The sequence below is a fragment of the Vibrio sp. B181a genome, assembly GCF_030248375.1.
In the GTDB taxonomy this organism is placed as follows: Bacteria; Pseudomonadota; Gammaproteobacteria; order Enterobacterales; family Vibrionaceae; genus Vibrio; species Vibrio campbellii.
Genome location: NZ_JAHGAD010000085.1, coordinates 1 through 615 on the forward strand (window position 1 = coordinate 1; position 615 = coordinate 615).

The following is a 615-nucleotide window of genomic DNA, read 5'->3' on the forward strand; positions in this document are numbered from 1 at the left end:
AGGAAGGAAAGATGAAAACAACACTACTGTTACTCTCCGTCATCATGGCAAGCGCGCCCGCTTTAGCTGCTCAGCCTGGTCAATGCGGCGCTGGCTTTGACACATGGGATTTAAACTGCGATGGCAAAATTGATGGCGACGAGGCGAGCGCTTCCATGCAACCGTTTTACGATCAACAAAAGCGCGTCTCGCGCCCGGCGCACCGCGAAGGTCTGCCGCCTCCAGGAGATGTAGGCTATCCAGATCAAGCTATCAATAACGAGTCTGGTATATGGAAAAAAACTTCGTACGTGTATGGCATGTCTGCAGTGCTGCTGAGAAACAATCCCGACGGGTTTGCGTGCGCGCCAGTTGGTGCGTTTGGCGCGCACCAATACGAAGACTGCCAGCATGTTGGTAATGGCGATTATGATTGTGAAATGGTCTACGACTATTACGAATGCAAATAACCGCTTAGAAGCCGTTCAATGAGCGGCTTTATTTTGTTTTTTGTGAAATAAATCAAGTCTCTAAGTATTGATTCAGTATTAGGGACATAACGAAAAAAGCGTGCTATAACGGGTAACAACGATGAAAAAAGCATCAACTCAACATCAGCAAGGAGAATGATATGAA

General features: G+C 47.2%; 1 protein-coding gene and 1 pseudogene. One reads left to right on the forward strand and one right to left on the reverse strand.

Translation table 11 applies throughout. The annotated features are described in order from the left end of the window. A pseudogene (locus tag KIO97_RS24375) lies at window positions 1–449 on the forward strand (hypothetical protein); the annotation flags it as partial. Here the strand turns inward: KIO97_RS24375 and KIO97_RS24380 are convergent. After that, on the reverse strand, window positions 434–615 hold a 182-nt coding region (locus KIO97_RS24380), incomplete at its 5' end, for a hypothetical protein (RefSeq protein WP_285384198.1). The pseudogene KIO97_RS24375 and the gene KIO97_RS24380 sit on opposite strands and share 16 nt — an antisense overlap.